Annotated in this window: 13 protein-coding genes; 6 read left to right on the forward strand and 7 right to left on the reverse strand. The window is 72.5% G+C overall.

Annotation, left to right across the window (positions count from 1 at the left end):
* Positions 1 to 129 precede the first annotated feature (129 nt).
* Together MM440_RS09160 and MM440_RS09165 are read right to left on the reverse strand one after the other, a co-directional pair.
* Positions 130 to 1,593 (reverse strand): sensor histidine kinase, encoded by a 1,464-nt coding sequence (locus MM440_RS09160; protein WP_241444010.1) that lies wholly within the window; start codon positions 1,591 to 1,593, stop codon positions 130 to 132.
* A gap of 8 nt (positions 1,594 to 1,601) precedes the next feature.
* The gene (locus MM440_RS09165) at positions 1,602 to 2,306 is read right to left on the reverse strand and encodes a response regulator transcription factor (RefSeq protein ID WP_241444011.1); all 705 of its coding nucleotides are present in this window, start codon (positions 2,304 to 2,306) and stop codon (positions 1,602 to 1,604) included.
* A gap of 281 nt (positions 2,307 to 2,587) precedes the next feature.
* On the opposite strand from MM440_RS09165, the gene MM440_RS09170 reads away from it, so the two are divergent.
* Positions 2,588 to 3,568 (forward strand): hypothetical protein, encoded by a 981-nt coding sequence (locus MM440_RS09170; protein ID WP_241444012.1) that lies wholly within the window; start codon positions 2,588 to 2,590, stop codon positions 3,566 to 3,568.
* 135 nt (positions 3,569 to 3,703) lie between these two features.
* On the opposite strand, the gene MM440_RS09175 is transcribed toward MM440_RS09170, so the two are convergent.
* Entirely contained in the window at positions 3,704 to 4,372 is a 669-nt protein-coding gene (locus tag MM440_RS09175; protein WP_241444013.1) for a GOLPH3/VPS74 family protein, read from the reverse strand.
* Positions 4,373 to 4,425: 53 nt separating this feature from the next.
* Positions 4,426 to 6,087, reverse strand: coding sequence for a DNA repair helicase XPB (locus tag MM440_RS09180; protein ID WP_241444014.1), 1,662 nt, complete (start codon positions 6,085 to 6,087; stop codon positions 4,426 to 4,428).
* A gap of 99 nt (positions 6,088 to 6,186) precedes the next feature.
* On the opposite strand from MM440_RS09180, the gene MM440_RS09185 reads away from it, so the two are divergent.
* On the forward strand, positions 6,187 to 7,131 hold the full coding sequence (locus MM440_RS09185; RefSeq protein WP_241444015.1) for a hydroxymethylglutaryl-CoA lyase: 945 nt from the start codon (positions 6,187 to 6,189) through the stop codon (positions 7,129 to 7,131).
* A gap of 4 nt (positions 7,132 to 7,135) precedes the next feature.
* On the opposite strand, the gene MM440_RS17330 is transcribed toward MM440_RS09185, so the two are convergent.
* On the reverse strand, positions 7,136 to 9,250 hold the full coding sequence (locus MM440_RS17330) for a helicase-associated domain-containing protein (protein ID WP_241444016.1): 2,115 nt from the start codon (positions 9,248 to 9,250) through the stop codon (positions 7,136 to 7,138).
* Between the two features lie 63 nt (positions 9,251 to 9,313).
* Here MM440_RS17330 and MM440_RS09195 point away from each other — a divergent pair, with 63 nt between their 5' ends.
* From MM440_RS09195 to MM440_RS17335, 4 genes are all read left to right on the forward strand, one after another.
* Entirely contained in the window at positions 9,314 to 10,954 is a 1,641-nt protein-coding gene (locus tag MM440_RS09195) for an AMP-binding protein (protein ID WP_241444017.1), read from the forward strand.
* A 75-nt stretch (positions 10,955 to 11,029) separates the two neighbouring features.
* A complete protein-coding gene (locus tag MM440_RS09200) occupies positions 11,030 to 11,974 on the forward strand; it encodes an aldose 1-epimerase family protein (RefSeq protein ID WP_241444018.1) in 945 nt (314 codons plus the stop codon).
* Between the two features lie 137 nt (positions 11,975 to 12,111).
* On the forward strand, positions 12,112 to 12,513 hold the full coding sequence (locus tag MM440_RS09205) for a cold-shock protein (RefSeq protein ID WP_241444019.1): 402 nt from the start codon (positions 12,112 to 12,114) through the stop codon (positions 12,511 to 12,513).
* Between the two features lie 4 nt (positions 12,514 to 12,517).
* The gene (locus MM440_RS17335) at positions 12,518 to 13,603 is read left to right on the forward strand and encodes a DUF3027 domain-containing protein (RefSeq protein WP_338155631.1); all 1,086 of its coding nucleotides are present in this window, start codon (positions 12,518 to 12,520) and stop codon (positions 13,601 to 13,603) included.
* 1,259 nt (positions 13,604 to 14,862) lie between these two features.
* On the opposite strand, the gene MM440_RS09220 is transcribed toward MM440_RS17335, so the two are convergent.
* Both MM440_RS09220 and MM440_RS09225 read right to left on the reverse strand, forming a co-directional pair.
* Positions 14,863 to 15,564 carry an ABC transporter ATP-binding protein gene (locus tag MM440_RS09220; RefSeq protein WP_241444021.1) on the reverse strand — a complete coding sequence of 234 codons (702 nt, stop codon included), beginning with the start codon at positions 15,562 to 15,564 and terminating at the stop codon, positions 14,863 to 14,865.
* Entirely contained in the window at positions 15,561 to 15,797 is a 237-nt protein-coding gene (locus MM440_RS09225; protein WP_241444022.1) for a DUF2530 domain-containing protein, read from the reverse strand. Before MM440_RS09225 ends, MM440_RS09220 begins: the two co-directional genes overlap by 4 nt.
* Positions 15,798 to 15,893 lie beyond the last annotated feature (96 nt).

Raw genomic sequence — 15,893 nt, forward strand, 5'->3', positions numbered from 1 at the left:
ACCGGGGTGGGTGCGGCCTGGCTGCTTCCTATGAAGGTGCTATGGGTGTCAGTGGTGTCGGTGTGAGGGCTGTCGGTGCCAGGGGTGACGGTGCCATGACTGATTGTCCCACGGCTGATCGGAGATGGCTCATCGCTGGGCCGGCAGCTCGAGCACGAACGTCGCGCCACCCCCGGGGGTCTGCTCGACCCGCACCGTACCCCCATGGCCCACCGTGATGGCCTTGACGATCGCGAGGCCGAGGCCGGAGCCGCCGGCGCCCTGCTCCGATCGGGTGCGGCTGGCGTCGTGGCGGTAGAACCGCTCGAAGACGCGCTCGGCCTCGCGCGGGTCGATCCCGTGGCCGTGGTCGATCACCTGCGCGACGACGGTGTCGCCGCGGGTGCCGACCTTGAGCTCGATCGGGGTGCCGGCGGGGGTGTGGTTGACGGCGTTGGCCACGAGGTTGGTGATCACCTGCCGCAGCTTGGGCTCGTCACCGAGGACCAGGCTGGTGCCGATCTTGCCGTTGAGGCCGCCGAAGCCGATGGTGCGGTCGGGGGCGAGCGCGCGGGCATCCTGGGCGGCATCGGCGACCAGGACGGTGAGGTCTACGGGCTCGCGGGCCATCTCGCGATGCTCGTCCAGCCGAGCGAGGGACAGCAGGTCCTCGACGAGGACGCCCATGCGGGTCGCCTCGTCCTCGATCCGTTGGAAGACCGTCGCGACGTGCTCGGGCTGGGTCACCGCACCCTGCCGGTAGAGCTCGGCGTAGCCCCGGACGGCGGCGAGCGGCGTGCGCAGCTCGTGGGAGGCGTCCGCGACGAACCGGCGCATGTTGCCCTCGGAGGTCTCGACCCGCTGGAACGACCGCTCGATCTGGGAAAGCATCGAGTTCAGCGAGGTGGCGAGGCTCGCGACCTCGTCGCCGGACAGCCGCACGGGGATGCGTCGCGACAGGTCGCCGGCCGCGATGGCCGCCGCCGTGTCCTCGATCTCGCTCAGCGGGCGGAAGGCGCGCTTGATGGCGCTCCAGCCGGTGAACACCGCCGCGAGCACGGCGGCCGAGCCCAGCACCGTCCACAGCACCACGACCTGCGAGATCGTCTCGTTGATGCCGTCGGTCGGTGCGGCGACCGCGACAGGAATCTGCTTGCCCTGCAAGGTGACCGAAGTGGCTACGACTCGCCAGTGGCGGGTCCCGGACACCGAGCCGACCTCGAACGCCTCACCGGTCTCGACGGCCGAGGACGACAACGTGAGGGTGGGCACGGCCGGCTCGTTGGCGCTACCACCGGGTGCGGGCAGCACCTGCGTCGCGATGCCGCCCTCGGGCATGAACACGATGGCGTAGCCCGAGCCGATCGTCTCGGTCGACTCGTTCGACAGCACCAGGGCCGGGTTGGCCGCGAGCCGGTTGGCCGTGGTGCGGACGTCCTCGTCGAGCCCGTTGACGAGCGAGAGGTGCAGCAGGATCGTCGAGATGAACGCCGTGACCCCGAGCGCCGAGATGAGCAGCGCCACGAGGATGGCGATCAGCCTCTCCCGCAACGAGATCCGTTGCAGCGTGCGGTAGGCGCTGGAGCGGACGATCGTGTCCTGGGGGCCGGTCACGTGCCGGGTCAGGCGTGCTCGGGAGGCAGCCGCAGGACGTAGCCCACGCCCCGCTTGGTGTGGATGAGGTGCGGCTCCTCGGTGTCGATCTTGCGGCGCAGGTAGGAGATGTAGGACTCGACGATGCCGGACTCGCCACGGAAGTCGTAGTCCCACACGTGGTCGAGGATCTGCGCCTTGGACAGCACCCGGTTCGGGTTGAGCATGAGGTAGCGCAGCAGCTTGAACTCGGTGGGGGAGACGTCGATGACGCGCCCGCCGCGGCGGACCTCGTGGCTGTCCTCGTCGAGCTCGAGGTCATGGAAGGTGATCGCGCCGTCCTCGGGCTCGGCGTCGCGAGTGCGGCGCAGCACCGCCCGGATGCGGGCGACGACCTCCTCGAGGCTGAACGGCTTCGTGATGTAGTCGTCACCGCCGATCGTCAGGCCCTTGACCCGGTCGTCCACCGCGTCGCGCGCGGTGAGGAAGACGATGGGCACGTGCTGGCCCTTCTCGCGGAGCTTCTGAGTGACGGTGAAGCCACTCATGTCGGGCAGCATGACGTCGAGGACGACGAGGTCGATGTGCTCCCGGTCGGCGGTGGCGATGGCGGCGTGGCCGTCTGCCGCGACGTGGACCTCGAACCCTGCGAACCGCAAGGACGTCGCCAGCAGCTCGCGGATGTTGGGCTGGTCCTCCACGACGAGGAGGCGGGCTTCGGGCTGGGTAGTCACCTGGCCATTCTGGCGGTTGAGCCTGGTAGAACCCTGAACGTTGGCTGATCGAGTCGGGACTCGGGGCGGGGGGCTGCGGGTGCCAGCCGCATCGAAACTGCAGATGTCGGACACGACACGCCGATTTAGCGTCCGACATCTGCAGGTTCGATGCGTGGGGGCCACCGAAGGCGGTGCGCGCAGGGCGATCTGCCGGTCATCGACAAGGCCTGAGCCCCTGGCTGTCCACAGCCGCGGACCGACCCTGTCGTGACGGTGCTCCGTGCCGGGACGGTGACGCCATGACTCGCCACCTCCTGACCAACCACCCGCCGACGCCGCGCGAGACGATCGGACTCGCGCACCCGGGGTGGTTGCCCGCCGCGGTCAGCCTGGCCGACGCGCGCCGTGCGGGGTGGTCCGAGCGCAGGCTGCACCGGGCGGGGTTCTGGGCGCCCTCGCGAGGGGTTCGCTATCTCGACCAGCCCGCTGGCCTGCTGGAGATGGCGCGTGCGGCGCGGCCGGTCCTGGACGACGGCGGTGGTCAGTGGGCGTTCTCGCACCAGACGGCGGCCGAGCTGCTCGGCCTCCCGACCCGGCAGCCGTGGCGTCCAGGTGACTCGGTGCACGTGATCGTCACGGACCGATGCCCACCGCGCCGCCGTGGGTTCGTGGGGCACCCGGGGCTCGAGATGGCAGCGCTCGCCCGGTGGAAGGGTCTACCGGTCGTGCGGGCGGTGGAGGTCTGGGCGCAGCTGGGTGGCCAGCCGGGCTACGAGGTGGAGCACCTGGTCGCCGCGGGGGACGCGATCGTTCGCCATCGCCCGGACCTGGTCCAGGCCTTGCACGAGGTCGCCGACCGGCCCCGTCGCCGGGGTGCTCGCCAGCTGCGCCGAGCTGCCGATCTGATCCGGGTCGGGGCCGACTCCGCCCCAGAGTCCGTGCTGCGTCTGGTGCTGACGGCGGCCGGGATGCCTGAGCCGTTGTTGCAGGTCGAGCTCTGGGAGGGGCATGTCCTGGTGGCGATCTTCGACCTCTACTGGCCCGAGCTTGGTCTGGCCGGTGAGTACGACGGGGACCACCACCGCACCGACGCCCAGGCGTGGCGCCGAGACCGGGTCAAGCCGCGGATCTACGCGCAGCTCGGGATCCTCAGCCTCCCCGTGACGGCCACCGATCTGGCCACACCCTCCCAACGCGCAGCCTTGGGGCAGCACTTCCGATCCATCGCGACCGGCCGTGGACCTGCTCGGGGTGCCGACCTGCGTCACCCCGAGCTCTGAGCGAGACCTCGGCGGGGGCGTCGGATGAGCCGCACCGCCGCCGCCACGCGTCGAATCTGCAGATGTCGGACACGACACGCCGATTTAGTGTCCGACATCTGCCGTCTCGATGAGGAGGAGGGCGAGGGCGCCCGGTCAGGACCCAGCCGACGTGACGACGGGGATGATGGCGGCCACCATGATGGCCGTGTTGACCGCCTGGACGGCCTTGGCGACGGCGGTGCCCTCGGCGGACTGGGCGGCGATCTCGCCGATGCGCGCTTTTAGCTCGCGCTTGCTCAGGCCGAGCGCGTCCTCGCCGAGGACCGCGCGGGTGGCGTCGAGGCCCTGGACGATCGCGAGGATCGTGCCGTCGCCGGGGAGGACGGCCCGGCCGCCGGGGGCGAGCGCGGTGCGCAGCCGTGAGCGGACCACCTGCTCGGGTCCCGGGTCGAGAGTGGGGTACTTCGCCGGGACCAGGCCGGCCAGGCGCTTCGGCTCGACCCGCAGCACGCCACGGGCGGCGAGGGCCGCGCCGATCTGCTCGCCGGGGTCGAGGCGTCGGGTCTGCACGATCGAGGAGAGCTTTTTGCCCTCCTTGCCAGTCAGGCCGTCGAGCACGTGGTCCAGGGCCGGGTCACCCGTGGGCTCGGTGGAGAGCACGTGCGCCCGGGGGTCCTTGGCGTCGTCGAGCGTGATCCGCTCGGCGAGCACGAGGTCGGCGACGGCGGCCGCAACGAGCCCGAAGCCCCGCCGGGTGCCCCAGCCCTCGACGGAGCCCTTGTCGTTGGTCAGCAGCAGGAAGAGGTCTTCGCAGGTGGTCATGACGCCAACCTAGGGAGCGGCCGACTCCGGCGGATCCCTCTCGGGGCGGAACGTCAGGCTCCCTCCGCAGGCGGAGCCGGTGCGAGGTCGCCCGCGTCGACGATCCGGTAGGCGTAGCCCTGCTCGGCGAGGAAGCGTTGCCGGTGCGCGGCCATGTCAGCGTCGACGGTGTCGCGGGTGACGATCGAGTAGAAGTGGGCGGTCCCGCCGTCGTGCTTGGGCCGCAGCAGCCGCCCGAGGCGCTGCGCCTCCTCCTGGCGCGAGCCGAACGTCCCGGACACCTGGATCGCGACGGACGCCTCGGGCAGGTCGATCGAGAAGTTGGCGACCTTGGACACGACGAGCAGCGACAGCGCGCCGGTGCGGAACTCCTCGAACAGGCGCTGTCGCTCGCGCACGCTCGTGGCGCCGGTGATCAGTGGGGCGTTCAGGCGCCCCGCGAGGGTCTCCAGCTGGTCGAGGTACTGGCCGATGACGAGCGTCTGGGCGCCCCGGTGCCGGGCCACGAGCTGCTCGACCACCCCGTCCTTGACCGGCGCGCACGCGGCGAGCCGGTAGCGCTCGTCCGGCTCGGCGGTCGCGTAGGCCATCCGCTCGGAGTCGCTCTGCGCCACCCGCACCTCCACGCAGTCGGCGGGCGCGATGTAGCCCTGCGCCTCGATCTCCTTCCACGGCGCGTCGTAGCGCTTGGGGCCGATCAGGCTGAACACGTCGCTCTCGCGGCCGTCCTCGCGCACCAGCGTGGCGGTCAGGCCGAGGCGGCGGCGCGCCTGCAGGTCGGCCGTCATCCGGAAGATCGGGGCGGGCAGCAGGTGCACCTCGTCGTAGACGATCAGGCCCCAGTCGCGCGCGTCGAGCAGCTCCAGGTGCTGGTAGACCCCTTTGCGGCGACTCGTGAGCACCTGGTAGGTCGCGATGGTGACCGGTCGGATCTCCTTGCGCGCACCGCTGTACTCACCGATCTCGTTCTCGGTCAACGTGGTCCGCCGCAGCAGCTCGTCCTTCCACTGGCGTGCGGACACGGTGCTGGTGACGAGGATCAAGGTCGTCGTCGCGGCGCGCGCCATGGCTGCCGCGCCGACGATCGTCTTGCCCGCCCCGCACGGCAGCACGACGACGCCGGAGCCGCCGTGCCAGAAGCCGTCGACTGCCTGCTCCTGGTAGTCCCGCAGCGCCCAGCCGTCCTCGTGCAGCGCGATCGGGTGCGCCTCGCCGTCGACGTAGCCCGCGAGGTCCTCCGCGGGCCAGCCCACCTTGAGCAGCTCCTGTTTGAGGTGGCCTCGCTCGGAGGGGTGGACGACGACGGTGTCGTCGTCGACCCGGGTGCCGAGCAGCGGCTGGATCTTCTTGTGCCGCAACACTTCTTCGAGCACCGCGCGGTCGGTCGTGTGCATCACCAGCCCGTGCACCGGGACCTTCTCGAGGGTGAGCCGGCCGTAGCGGTCCATCGTGTCGGCCATGTCCACGAGCAGCGAGTGCGGCACGGCGTAGCGGGCGTGCCGGATGAGCGCGTCGACCACCTGCTCGGCGTCGTGGCCGGCGGCGCGCGCGTTCCACAGCCCGAGCGGGGTGACGCGGTAGGTGTGGATGTGCTCCGGCGCCCGCTCCAGCTCGGCGAACGGCGCGATGTCACGCCGGGCGGCGCTCGCGTCCGGGTGGTCGACCTCGAGCAGCAGCGTCTTGTCGCTCTGCACGATCAGTGGTCCGTCTGGCATGCGCGACAGGCTACGCCTCGGGTGCCGCCGGTGCCGCCGGTGCGGCAGCCCGGGCGGATGGGGGAGACTGGGGCCATCACCGCAAGCGAAGGAGCTGCCATGCGACGTCCTCAGGTCGAGCCACCGCCGAGCGCCACCGGGCTCGCGGGTCCGGTGCGGATCTACGAGGTCGGCGCACGCGACGGGCTGCAGAACGAGCAGACGCTCGTGCCGGCCGAGACCAAGGCCGAGCTGGTGCGCCGGCTCGTCGACGCTGGCCTGGAGACCATCGAGGTGACCAGCTTCGTGTCGCCGCGGTGGGTGCCCCAGCTCGCGGACGCCGAGGAGGTGATCACGCTGCTCGGACCGCTCGGGCTCGGTCATCAGCGCCCCGTGCTCACCCCGAACGAGCGCGGCCTGGACCGGGCGCTCGCGCTCGGGGTGTCGTCGGTCGCCATCTTCGGCAGCGCGACCGAGACCTTCGCGCAGAAGAATCTCGCCTCCACGGTGGATGGTCAGATGGCGATGTTCGAGCCCGTGGTGCGTCGCGCCAAGGACGCCGGTGCGTGGGTACGCGGCTACCTGTCGATGTGCTTCGGCGACCCGTGGGAGGGCGAGGTCCCCGTAGAGCGGGTGGCGTCGGTCGCGCGTCGCCTCGTGGACCTCGGGGTGGACGAGCTGTCCATCGGTGACACCATCGGGGTCGGGACGCCCGGGCACGTCGTCCGCGTCCTGGAAGCCTTGCACGACAAGGGAATCGGCGTCGAGACGGTGGCCGTGCACTTCCACGACACCTACGGCCAGGCGCTCGCCAACAGCCTTGAGGCGATCCGGCACGGGGTGCGCGTCGTGGACTCGTCGGCGGGTGGCCTCGGCGGGTGCCCCTACGCGCGGTCGGCGACGGGCAACCTCGCCACCGAGGACCTGGTCTGGGCCCTGGAGGGGCTGGGCATCGAGACCGGCGTGGACCTGTCCAAACTGGTCGCCACCAGCGCCTGGATGGCCGAGCAGCTGGGCCGCACGTCGGCCTCGCGGGTCGTGCGCGCCCTGTCCCAGCCGGAGTGACCCGTCAGCCGACCCCGGTGATTCGGTGCGCCACCAGCACCTGCTCCACCGGGCTCGACCCCCACGTCCCGTAGACCTGACCAGCCTGGATCCGCCTGGGGGAGAACAGCCCTCGTCGGGTCGAGCCGTCGTTGCCGGCGTAGCCGAGCTGCACGCCACGCCCGGCCGCAGCCGCCTCGCGGAGCTGGTCCACGATGGCTACCGGGTCGGTGGTGGGGAGGCCGTTGTCGAGCACCGGGTCCGCCGCGGCGCGCAGGTGGGCGACCACCTCCGACGCGGCGTCCGCGTCGACGACGCTGACCACGGCCTGCCGGCGCCCCCACCTCGGCCTGGCCCGGTAGCCGCGCGCGGGTGCTTCGTCGTTTGCGTCCGGGTCGTCCCAGTCGTCCGCGTCCGGGTCGTCCAGCGCCCCTGCCCCGCGCAGCAGGCCCTCGACGAGCGGGTGGACACCCGCCGCGCGGGCCGCCTGCAGGACGATCTGGGGGTCGGCCTGGGCGGTGAGCACCGTGGGAGCCACCCGCGAGAACCCTAGTCGGGCAAGGGATCTGGTGGCCGCGAGCTCGTCGAGCACGACGGGGTCCTCACTGGTCAGCACGGTGGCTGCCACGTGCAGGCGCACGCGACCGTGGCGCCGCTCGGCGTCCTCGACGAGGAAGGCCAGCGGCTGCGGCACCGGGGTGCTCGAGGCCGCAGCCAGGGCGGCGAGCAGTGACTGGGCGGACCAGCCGAGGTCGAGGGCTGCCGCCACGGACTCCGGCGTGAAGCGGTGGGTGGTCGCACCGCCGCGGGACTCGACCACGGTGCAGAGGGTGAGCAGGTCGGCGAGGTCCGGCGTCGGGGCGCCGGTGACGATCGCCGTGAGGTCGGCCTGCAGGACCATCCGATCGACCGGCTCGGGCAATTGTGGCTGCGCCACCTCGCCGCGCCCGACCGAGCTCGCCGCACCCCGACTGGTGAGACCGAGGAGCTCGCACTCGGCCAGCAACGCCGACACCAGGGTCTCGTCGAAGAGGCGCAGCACCGGGCGACGCCAGCGCAGGCGCAGCAACAGGTTGTCCACCGTCGGTGCGAATCCCGCTGGCAGTGAAGCGAGCTCGTCCAGCAGCAGCCGCCGCGCCCGCACGACGGGCGGCCACCAGGCGGCGCTCGACAGGGCGTTGATCGGCTTGTCGGCGTCGTCCCGCCCACCCACCAGGTGCGGTGCCTGCGGCATGGTGCGCCAGGCGTTCGCGAGCGCCTCCCACTGCTCGGCGACCGGTGCGCGTCGCCAGGTGTCGAAGGCCGGGGTCGGCGCCCACACCGCGTCCAGCTCGCCGTCCGCGTCGAGCAGCCCGGCTGCCCGCGCCAGCTCGACGACGAACGCGATCTCGTGGGTCGGGACGCCGAATCGCTTGGCCGCGAGCGCCAGGTCGCGTGCCGCGAGGCCGCCGGAGCGCAGCTGGCGCGGGGCGGCGGTGCGTGGCTCCGGGCGGTCGTCGCCACCCCAGGCCAAGGCCAGCTCGGTGATGGTGGCGACCAGACGCGCTCCCTGCTCACCGGCACCGCGGTCGACGTCGACGAGCGGCCAGACCCGGCCCACGGGCTCCGGGACGTCGAGCAGGCCGGCCGAGCGAGCGCCATTGGTCGCGGGGGTCACGAGCTCGGCGAGGATCCGCACGGGGTGCAGCTCGTCGCCGGAGCGCCACAGCAGCGCGAGGTCCCACAGCCGCTCGAGCGCCGCGCGCACCGCCTCGACGTCGTCCAGCGTGAACGCCTCGTCGTGGTCCAGCGCAGCCACGAGCGCTGCGGTGACCTCGACCTCGGTCCCGTGCCCGCTGCGGGCCACGCCGAGGACGGCACCCAGCACCTGCAGCTCGCCGGCGGTGAGCGACTCGAGGGCCCGCTGGACCGAGCCGCGGGAGCCGAGCCGGGCGGCGAGGGAGGTGAGGTCGGTCGGTGCGGGCCGGGCCACGTCAGGACGGGCGAGGAGCAGGGCGGCGAGCTGGGCGTCGCTGCGCTCGCGCAGGTCACCGGCCAGACCGCGCACCCGGTGGCGCGGCGACTCCGAATGCGACTCCGGTTGCGGCTCCGGCTGGGCCGGTCCGCTCGCAGGACTCGACGGGACGGGCGTGCTGCTCACCCGGTCTACGGTAGGTGACGCGCGCCCTTGCCGAGCAACCCCCGATCCTCCATGCTGTCGGCCATGACAGCAGCGTTGCTCTCGTACGCGTCGGGCACCTCGGAGGTGCCCTTGCTCGGCCAGACGATCGGCGACAACCTGGCCCGGACCGCGGCCCGGTTCCCCGAGCGCGAGGCCCTGGTGGACGTGCCGAGCGGGCGCCGGTGGACGTACGCCGAGCTGGACCGCGCCGTCGACGAGCTGGCGCGCGGGCTGCTGGCGCTCGGGCTGGAGCGGGGCGACCGCCTCGGGATCTGGTCGCCGAACCGGCCGGAGTGGACCCTGGTGCAGTACGCCACCGCCAAGATCGGCGTCATCCTGGTCAACGTCAACCCCGCCTACCGCAGCCACGAGCTCGAGTACGTCGTCAAGCAGTCCGGCCTGCGCGTGCTGGTCAGCGCGGTGTCCTACAAGACCTCGCAGTACCGCCGGATGGTGGAGGAGATCCGGCACGACTGCCCGGACCTGGAGCGGGTGGTCTACCTGGACGACCCGAGCTGGGACGAGCTCCTCGCGGGCGGCGCGTCCGTGACCGAGGAGGACCTCGCCGCGCGGATGACGCTGCTGGACAGCGACGACCCGATCAACATCCAGTACACGTCGGGCACCACGGGGTTCCCCAAGGGCGCGACGCTCACGCACCACAACATCCTCAACAACGGCTACTTCGTCGGGGAGATGATCCGCTACACCGAGGCCGACCGGGTGTGCATCCCGGTGCCCTTCTACCACTGCTTCGGCATGGTCATGGGCAACCTCGCGTGCACCAGCCACGGGGCCACGATGGTGATCCCGGCGCCCACCTTCGACCCGGCCGCGACGCTGCGGGCCGTGAGCGACGAGCGCTGCACCTCGCTCTACGGGGTGCCGACGATGTTCATCGCCGAGCTGGCGTTGCCGGACTTCGCGAGCTACGACCTGTCCAGCCTGCGCACCGGGATCATGGCCGGCTCGCCCTGCCCGACCGAGGTCATGAAGAAGGTCATCGCGCAGATGAACATGCGCGAGGTCGCCATCAACTACGGCATGACCGAGACGTCGCCGGTGTCGACGTCGACGCGGGTCGACGACGACCTGCGGCGCCGCACCGAGACCGTCGGACGGGTGATGCCGCACCTCGAGGTCAAGGTGGTCGACCCAGAGTCCGGCCGTCCCGTGCCCCGCGGCTCGACGGGGGAGCTGTGCACCCGGGGCTACTCGGTGATGCGGGGCTACTGGAACCAGCCCGACCAGACGGCCGAGGCCATCGACGCCGGCGGCTGGATGCACACCGGCGACCTCGCGACGATGGACGACGACGGCTACTGCTCCATCGTCGGGCGGATCAAGGACATGGTCATCCGCGGCGGCGAGAACGTCTACCCGCGCGAGATCGAGGAGTTCCTCTACACCCATCCCGACATCGCCGACGTGCAGGTCATCGGGGTCCCGGACGAGACCTACGGCGAGGAGCTGATGGCGTGGATCGTGCTGCGCGACGATAGCCAGACCCTCACCGTCGAGCAGGTCCGCACCTTCTGCACGGGCAAGCTCGCGCACTTCAAGATCCCGCGCTACGTCCACATCACCGACTCGTTCCCGATGACGGTGACCGGCAAGATCCGCAAGATCGAGATGCGCGAGACCGCCCAGCAGCTGCTGTCCGCGCGTGACGACGCTGGGTGAGATCGGCCCGGCCGGGAAGGCGTTTCTGTCCCATTTGCCCCCACCGATCCGACCCGTTCGCCTAGGTTGCCATCCATGAAGTCTCCGCTGACGACGCCGACGGCCCCCACGGGTGAGCAGTGGAGCCTGCGCCTGGGTGATCAGGAGGCCGTGATCGCGGAGGTCGGCGGCACGCTGCGCAGCTACACCGTCGACGGTCGGCCGCTCGTCAGCGGGTTCGAGGAGGACGAGGAGTGCGACGCCTGCCGCGGTCAGGTGCTCGTGCCGTGGCCCAACCGGATCCGCGACGGGGTCTACACCGTCGACGGCGAGGAGCACCAGCTCGCGCTCACCGAGCCGGAGCGGCACAACGCGATCCACGGCCTGGTCTGCTGGTCGCTGTTCGACCTGCTCGACCGCTCGCAGTCCACCGTCACGGTCGGCACCCGGCTGCGCCCGCAGAAGGGCTGGTCGTGGAGCCTCGACGTCGAGATCGAGTACGCCCTCGGTGACGACGGGCTCACCGTCACCCCGCTGGTGGTCAACGTCGGGGAAGGACGGGCGCCGTTCGCGTTCGGTGCCCACCCCTACCTCACGGCGGGCGAGACGCACGTCGACCAGACCTCCCTCAGCGTGCCGGCCGCCCACTACCTGCAGGTAGACCCCGAGCGGCTGCTCCCGGTCCGCGACACCCTCGCCGAGTCGCTGGCCGTCGAGACCGACTTCCGTGGCGGCGAGTGTCCGCTGGCCGGGCTGCAGCTCGACCGGGCCTACACCGGGCTCGTCGCCGGCGCCGACGGTCGGTGGCGGGTGCGCCTCGCCGGTCCCGAGCGGGCCGTCACGCTGTGGGCCGACGCCACGGCCTACCCCTGGCTGCAGGTCTTCACCGGCGACGCTCTGCCCGAGGCGGACCGCCGCACCACGGGGGTGGCGGTCGAGCCGCTCACCGCCGGGCCCAACGCGTTCGTCACGGGTGAGGGCGTGCTGTGGCTCGAGCCGGGTGAGGACTGGTCGGCGCCGTTCGGCATCTGCCCCGAGTGAGGCCGCCGCGTGGGGCGCGTGGTGCGCATGGGGCGGGGCGAGGCCGGGTGAGGCTCTGTCGGCGCGACACGTTAGCCTTGGGCGACCAGGGGCGCGCAGGCTGTGAGCCCCCCGCGAGCGACGACAGAGGTGGACCAGTGCCAACGGGCAAGGTCAAGTGGTACGACGCAGAGAAGGGCTTCGGCTTCCTCTCCGACGACGAGGGCAACGACGTGTTCTGCCGCGCCTCGGCGCTGCCGGACGGCGTCACGACCCTCAAGGCGGGCACGCGTGTCGAGTTCGGGGTCATCGCCGGGCGCAAGGGGGCGCAGGCCCTGGACGTGATCGTGCTCGACAAGGCTCCGTCGGTGGCGACCGCGCAGCACGCCAAGCACCGCAAGCCCGCCGAGGAGATGGTCCCGATCATCGAGGACGTCATGCAGCTGCTCGACGCCGCCTCCACCTCGCTGCGCCGCGGCAAGTACCCGGAGCCCGCGCACGCGCGCAAGATCGCCGCGGTGCTGCGCGCCATCGCCCACGACTTCGACGGGGAGCGCTGATCACATGGCCGCCGTGAAGGCCGACACCACCGTGCTGCGCGCGGTCGACGTGGCCCGCGAGGCCGCCGAGTCGATCGCCGAGCCGGGGCTGGTGGGCGAGCACGTGACAGCCGTGATGGACGGCGAGCGCGTCGCGACGCACTACTTCGCCTGCCTGCACCCGGGCTACCCGGACTGGCGCTGGGCCATCACCGTGGCCCGGGTCGCACGGTCCAAGAACGTCACCGTGTCCGAGACCACCCTGCTGCCGAGCGCCACCTCCGTGGTCGCGCCCGAGTGGGTGCCCTACGCCGACCGGCTCGCCCCGGGCGACCTGGGCCCGGCCGACGTGCTGCCCTACATCGAGCAGGACCCCAACCTCGAGCCCGGCTTCGAGGCCACCGGCGATGAGGACGTCGACCGGATGGCCCAGTGGGAGCTGGGCCTCGGTCGCAAGCGGGTGCTGTCCGCCGAGGGGCGCGAGGTCGCGGCCCAGCGGTGGTACGACGGGGCCAACGGGCCGGACGCACCGTCGACCCACGCGGCATCCGAGCACTGCTCGAGCTGCGGCTTCTGGCTGCCGATGGCAGGCGCCCTGCGGCACACCTTCGGCGTGTGCGCCAACGCCTGGTCCCCGTCCGACGGCCGGGTGGTGAGCCTCGACCACGGCTGCGGGGCCCACTCCGAGACCGACGTCGAGCCGGCCCCGGCGCACCGCACCGACCCGCCGCTCGTCGACGACCTCGCGGTCGAGGTGGAGGCTGGCGCGGTCGAGGCTGAGGTGCCGGTCGAGCCGGAGGCGGCGGCCGAGGCTGAGGTGGCGGTCCAGCCGGTCGAGGCTGACGTGTCGCTGGAGGCTGAGGCCGAGCCGGCTTCAGCCGGCGAGGCTGTTGGCGATCCGGCCTCGGGCGAAGGACGCGAGCAGGGCGATGATGCCGAAGGCCACGGCGAGCCCGAGCAGCTCGCGGCCGGGGACGAGCGCGGCCCAGAGGAAGAGCGAGCAGCCGCCGACGACGAGCAGCGGGCTGAGCAGCAGCCAGAGGGCGGCGCGGATGGCGCCAGTGTCGCCGATCTCGGCGGTCATGACTCCGGTGGCCATGCCGGGCGGTAGCGACCCGGCGTAGGCGTCGGCCACCTGCCCGACGGCGACCGCGAGCACGGTCGGCACCGTCCAGACCAGGGCGGTGAAGGGTGCGTGCCCGAGCAGGGCGACCCCCAGCGTGACGGGCATGGCGACGGCGAGGGCCACGACCGCCGGAGTCACCAGGTGCTGCCAGGCGACCTGCTCGTGCCCGAGCCCCAGCCACGAGTCGCGGTGGGCGTGCACGACGTGCTGGCGCAGCCCCTGCACCAACGGCCCCAGCCCGACGTAGGTGACGACCACGCCGAGCACGCTGACGAGCAGCGGCAGGTGATGCCCGAGCGTGATCGCCTGCAGCACCGAGCCCAGTCCGACCAGGACGGCAGCGGTGGCCACCTGGTCCGGGGCTCGACGCAGCCCGAGGCGGTCCCGCGCGACGACCGGGGACGCGGCACGCGACAGCCGCAGCGCGCGACCGCGCGAGCGGGTGCGGCCCAGCGCGCTCTGCGCGTCGCGCAGGTTGCCCACGACCAGGGCGGCGGTGGTGGCCGCGGCGAGGCGGCCGGCGTGCTCGCTCAGCTCGAGGACCCCGATCCGGCGCAGGGCGCGCAGGTCGAAGGTGGCCCAGCCGGCGAGCAGCACGAGCGCCACGGTCGCCAGCACGGCTGGCAGTGACGGGCCGGCACCGTGCGAGCCCAGCAGCGCGAGGCCGAGCCAGCCACCGGGGCCGCTGAGCGCCAGCAGGGCCTGAACCAGCGGCGACGCCTCGTCCGTTGCAGTGCTGTCCGCGACGGTCGCGGCGAGCACCAGGAGCGTCAGCGCGGCGGTGCCGAGCCAGGCGAGCACCAGCGCCCGTCGCGGACCGAGCTGGCCGACCCGCCAGGCCCACGCGAGGCACCCGCCGGCGGCGACGATGGCTACCGCAGGGACGATCGCACCACCGGCGGCGACCGTGACCCCCGCGAGGAACAGCGCGGCGACGCCGAAGCCCGCCACCCGCCGCCACCACCCCGCGCTCAGGACGCGGGCGCGGTCGAGCGGCGCGGGGATCACGATGCCGACCACCCCCGGGGCTGCGTGGATCGGGGCGACCGTCACTGCGAGCCGGTGCAGCCCGACGAGGAGCGTGGTGACGGCTGCGGCGACGAGCACCGCGCCGTGCGGCGACGCGAGCGTCTGCAGCCCGCCCGCCGACATCTCGCGGGTCGCGGCGATGGCGAGCGGCGTGAGGTAGACCCAGCAGCCCAGCACCACGAGGTAGGCGCGGTAGAGGCTCTCCCCGCGATCGGTCATGCCGGCTCCAGCCACAGCTCCAGGTCACCCACGGCGTCGGCGAGGTCGGGGGAGTGCGTCGCGAGGACGACCGACCCGCCCGCGTCGACGCGCTCGGTGAGGCACGCCGCGAGCGTGGCCCGTCGGTCGGGGTCGAGCCGCTGCTCCGGCTCGTCGAGCAGCAGCAGCGAGCCGGGCCGGGCGAACGCCAGCCCGAGCACGAAGAGCTGGCCCTGCCCCGAGGACACCTCGTGCGGAAAGCGCTTGGCCAGGTGCTCGATGCCGAACCGGGCGAGGGCCACCTCGGGCGGGTCGACCACGAGGCTGCTGCCGCCGGCGCGCCAGGCGGACGCCATCAGGTCCAGGTGGTCGCGGAAGGTGAGGTCGGTGTAGAGCCCGGGCGGGTCCACGAACGAGGCGATCCGCTCGCGGCACCACGGGTCCCGCTCGTCCACGCGCGTCCCGCCGTAGGTCACCTCCCCCTCGGTGGGGCGGGCGATGCCGGCGAGGATGCGCAGCAGGGTCGACTTGCCGGAGCCGTTCTCGCCGCGCACCACCAGGCACTCGCCTGGCGCGACGGTGAGGTCGGTCGGGTGGAGCAGCCACTGGTCATCGATCCGACGGCACACTCCGAGCGCCTCCAGCACGAGCGCCTGGGTGGGGTCCTCGGTGGACTGCGTCGGCTGGTTCGGCTCGGTCGGCTGGTTCGGCTCGGTCATCGGGTGTCGGCCCGGGTCAGCAGGACGTAGGCGAGGCCGAGCAGCCCGAGGACCACACCGGCCACGCAGGCCCAGGGCCACCAGGCGCGGCCACCGTCGTGCAGGGCGGGCACGGCCAAGGTGATCAGCAGACCGATGGTCCACACCGCGATGCCCCCGAGGATCACGCGCGGCATGTCGACGGTGGCCGGCTCGATGGTGTCCGGGTCGATGGGCGGGTAGTCCTTGGGCACGCTCTCACCCTACGGCCGAGCGGCGGCCGGGTGTGTCAGTGGTCGGGTGCGTCAGCGGCCGGGACGGCCGCGCGGGGGAGGTGCGCACCGGCACTA

The organism is Arsenicicoccus piscis (genome assembly GCF_022568835.1).
GTDB classification, from domain to species: domain Bacteria; phylum Actinomycetota; class Actinomycetes; order Actinomycetales; family Dermatophilaceae; genus Arsenicicoccus; species Arsenicicoccus piscis.

Coding starts and splice junctions, on each gene's coding strand:
- MM440_RS09195 (WP_241444017.1), top strand. CDS start 9,314: ATGACAGCAGCGTTGCTCTCGTACGCGTCGGGCACCTCGGAGGTGCCC.
- MM440_RS09175 (WP_241444013.1), bottom strand. CDS start 4,372: ATGACCACCTGCGAAGACCTCTTCCTGCTGCTGACCAACGACAAGGGC.
- MM440_RS09185 (WP_241444015.1), top strand. CDS start 6,187: ATGCGACGTCCTCAGGTCGAGCCACCGCCGAGCGCCACCGGGCTCGCG.
- MM440_RS09220 (WP_241444021.1), bottom strand. CDS start 15,564: ATGACCGAGCCGAACCAGCCGACCGAGCCGAACCAGCCGACGCAGTCC.
- MM440_RS09180 (WP_241444014.1), bottom strand. CDS start 6,087: ATGCCAGACGGACCACTGATCGTGCAGAGCGACAAGACGCTGCTGCTC.
- MM440_RS09170 (WP_241444012.1), top strand. CDS start 2,588: ATGACTCGCCACCTCCTGACCAACCACCCGCCGACGCCGCGCGAGACG.
- MM440_RS09200 (WP_241444018.1), top strand. CDS start 11,030: ATGAAGTCTCCGCTGACGACGCCGACGGCCCCCACGGGTGAGCAGTGG.
- MM440_RS17335 (WP_338155631.1), top strand. CDS start 12,518: ATGGCCGCCGTGAAGGCCGACACCACCGTGCTGCGCGCGGTCGACGTG.